Annotated in this window: 3 protein-coding genes; all 3 read right to left on the minus strand. The window is 49.0% G+C overall.

Features of this window, described 5'->3' with window-relative positions; genetic code table 11:
- Positions 1 to 920, minus strand: a 920-nt coding sequence (locus HOLDEFILI_RS04525) for an alkyl/aryl-sulfatase (RefSeq protein WP_006058289.1), incomplete at its 3' end; no start/stop codon positions are given.
- 158 nt (positions 921 to 1,078) lie between these two features.
- The gene (locus HOLDEFILI_RS04530) at positions 1,079 to 1,933 is read right to left on the minus strand and encodes a YitT family protein (RefSeq protein ID WP_006058290.1); all 855 of its coding nucleotides are present in this window, start codon (positions 1,931 to 1,933) and stop codon (positions 1,079 to 1,081) included.
- Positions 1,934 to 2,048: 115 nt separating this feature from the next.
- Positions 2,049 to 2,915 carry a class II fructose-1,6-bisphosphate aldolase gene (gene fba / locus HOLDEFILI_RS04535; RefSeq protein ID WP_006058291.1) on the minus strand — a complete coding sequence of 289 codons (867 nt, stop codon included), beginning with the start codon at positions 2,913 to 2,915 and terminating at the stop codon, positions 2,049 to 2,051.
- Positions 2,916 to 3,198 lie beyond the last annotated feature (283 nt).

The raw sequence follows: 3,198 nt of genomic DNA on the forward strand, positions 1-3,198 counted from the left end.
TCCCCAAGATATGGCAGCTTGGAGAGTTCTTCAGGCAGCTGAATTTCCGCGGCCAGCTGATCGGCGCTTTTTCCTTCATTCATTCCTTCTAACGTTTTCATCAGAAGAAAATCGAGCGCATTTCTGAAATTGCCAACGGTTTCCCGGATTCGTTCCCTTCCACAAACCGCAGCCGTATGGCCCGGCAGAAGGATCTGGGCCGGATAGGAAAGGATGACGTCCAGACTGTCAATCCAGGAGGCCAGATCGCGGTATTGTCCGCCCCGGATCGCATACAAATTCGGAAAACAGCCAAAGTAGTTATCACCGCAGCAAAGCACTGCTTTTTGCGGCAGCCAGACGAGCATCTGATCCTCAGCCTCACCCGGGACCCGCACTAACTCCAGTTCGATCCCATCGATCGTGCGGGTTACACAGTCTTGATCATAAACCGTTGTCGGTGAAACAAAACTACGATGCTCTCCGTAATTTATTCCTTCACGCGGACCAATCCCCTGCGAAAGTGCTTCTTCGTCGCTCAGCGTATAGCCAAATTGCCGTGCTCCCCGCTTTGTTTGTATTTCCTGCAGCGCTTCTGTTCTTTTTAATTCCTGATTTTTCGGTTTAAACGCGATGATTTCCGAGACTTCCTCCTGAAAGGCTCCGGCTCCGCCCCGGTGGTCAGGATGTCCATGCGTATAGAGAAGAGTCCTGACCGGCTTCCCCGTCGTCTTTTGAATCCAGAATTTTAAACAATCTCCCCGCTCCCGGCTATCCAGCGTATCGATCAAAATCACACTGGTCTGTCCTTCAATAAAAATCGCATTGCTGTGGCCATAGCCTAAAACGAACCACACGCCCGAAGTCACTTCCATTACTGTTTTTTTATAACTTCTTTCCGTAAATTCCCGCAGTTTTTGACATCCATTATGGCTCAGCATCTTTCTGCTCCTCCGTTCATTCAAGTCTGTTCTACCGCATTACAATCTTGTTCAGAATCCGCTCTGCCTTGTTTCGTGAAGCCGGAAATTTCTTAACTGTTTATCTTGAATTGTCCGCTTGTCGTTGCAGCACAGATTTCAAAAGACTTCATCCAACCTCAAACCTTGAATTCAAAGCTGAAGCCGAAGCCCTTGACCTCATGCGTATCGTTGGCGATCACAAACGCCTCCTTATCGATCGCCGTCACCATTTCCATCAGCGCCGGATATTGATTCTTGGTGATGACGACCAGAACAATCTTCCGTTTTTCATGCGTATAACCGCCCTGTGCTTCGATCAGCGTCGTCCCGCGTTCCAGTTCGGAATGAATTCGTTCAATGATCTGTTCGTATTGATCGGAAATAATCTGAATCGCCTTGGCCTGCTGACCACCGAACATCAGCACCTTGTCGATCGCGACCGAGGACGCCCACACGGAAACAAAACCGATCAGCACCGCTTCCAAGCCATAGGTAAACGCCCCCAGCAGCACGGTCAGCGCATCGGTGATCAGCACCAGCTTGGCGATTTCGATATGCGTCAGCTGATGAACGATCAACGGCGGAATATCCATGCCGCCGGTACTCGCTCCGGTTCTTAACGCCATTCCGACACCCATGCCGCCTAAAAGTCCGCCGTACAGAGAAGCCAGGATCGGATCGAGATCCAGCACCGGCACCCGGCCGCTGAAAAAGGTCAGAAATACCGGATAGATCAGCGAGCTTAATATTGTCTTCATCGCAAATTCTTTCCCCAGGAAACAGGCGCCGAGGATAAACAAGCCAACCACTAACAAATTGACCATCAGCGTGACCGGCAGCGGAATCAACGGCTGCAGCGCTACCGCGATGCCCGCGACGCCACCGGATAAAATATCATAGGGCAGAATGAACATACTGACAGCCAGCGCCAGCACCGCGTTCCCTGCGACAACCCAAACGATATCCTTCCCTTTTTGCTTCAACGTTCTCATAAGCAACCTCCTCGTTCTCAATTCATCCCTCTTATTATAAGCTGTCTGAGATCAGAAAAAAAAGAAAACCCGCAGATTTCTCCGCCGGTTTTCAAGAATATCAGATTTTAAACGATTACGCCTTGTTAGCGGAACCAAACTGGTTCATCATTTCGATGACCTTCTTGGTGATCGCATCAGCGCCTGGTTTCAGCAGTTTGCGCGGATCATAGCCCTTGCCGGCCAGATCTTTGCCTTCTTCAATGTATTTCCGGGTTGCGGCCGCAAAGACCAGCTGCAGTTCGGTATTGACATTGATCTTGGAAACGCCCAGGGAGATTGCCTTAGCTACCTGATCCGCCGGGATACCGCTGCCGCCGTGCAGAACTAACGGTTTACCGTTGGTCGAAGCCTGGATTTCAGCCAGACGATCAAAGTTCAGGCCCTGCCAGTCAGCCGGATATTTGCCGTGGATGTTGCCGATGCCGGCTGCCAGGAAATCAACGCCCAGCGCCGCGATGTTCGCGCATTCCTGCGGATCCGCTAATTCGCCCATGCTGGCAACGCCGTCTTCTTCACCGCCGATGCCGCCGACTTCACATTCAACGGAAATGCCCTTCGAATGAGCCAGTTCCAGAATTTCTTTCGACTTCGCGACATTTTCCTCGAAATCATAATGCGAACCGTCAAACATGACAGAAGTGAATCCCGCTTCAATGCAGGCCTTGGCTCCTTCAAATGAACCATGATCCAGATGCAGCGCAACAGGTACGGTGATGCCCATCGAGTCATGGATTTCTCTAACCATGGCAACGACATTCTTAAATCCAGCCATATACTTGCCTGCGCCTTCCGAAACACCTAACATGACTGGTGACTTGGCTTCTTCAGCTGCGGCCAGGATGGATTTAATCCATTCCATGTTATTGATGTTGAATGCGCCTACTGCATAATGACCTTCATGAGCTTTTTCGATCATTTCTTTTGCGGAAACTAATGCCATAAATGTATCCTCCTATTTTCTACGCCCTTATTCTACTCCATTTTTCATAATTTGAGAAGTCCGCAACCGTGCTTTTATGGTTAAAAAGCAGACATCCCGAACAATCGTCAGATTTCGGTTGAAATGCGGATATGCCGCCTCGCGAAAAAATTCTAAGAAAGTACAAAATGAAACCTTACTAAGATAAACGCCATGAAAAAATCAAGTTACTTTCAAAAAAAAGTGATATTTCTACCCATTTTTGGTTAACTTATGGAGAAATATTGCCTTTTTTGTGTATAAT

The sequence above is a fragment of the Holdemania filiformis DSM 12042 genome, assembly GCF_000157995.1.
Lineage (GTDB): Bacteria > Bacillota_I > Bacilli_A > Erysipelotrichales > Erysipelotrichaceae > Holdemania > Holdemania filiformis.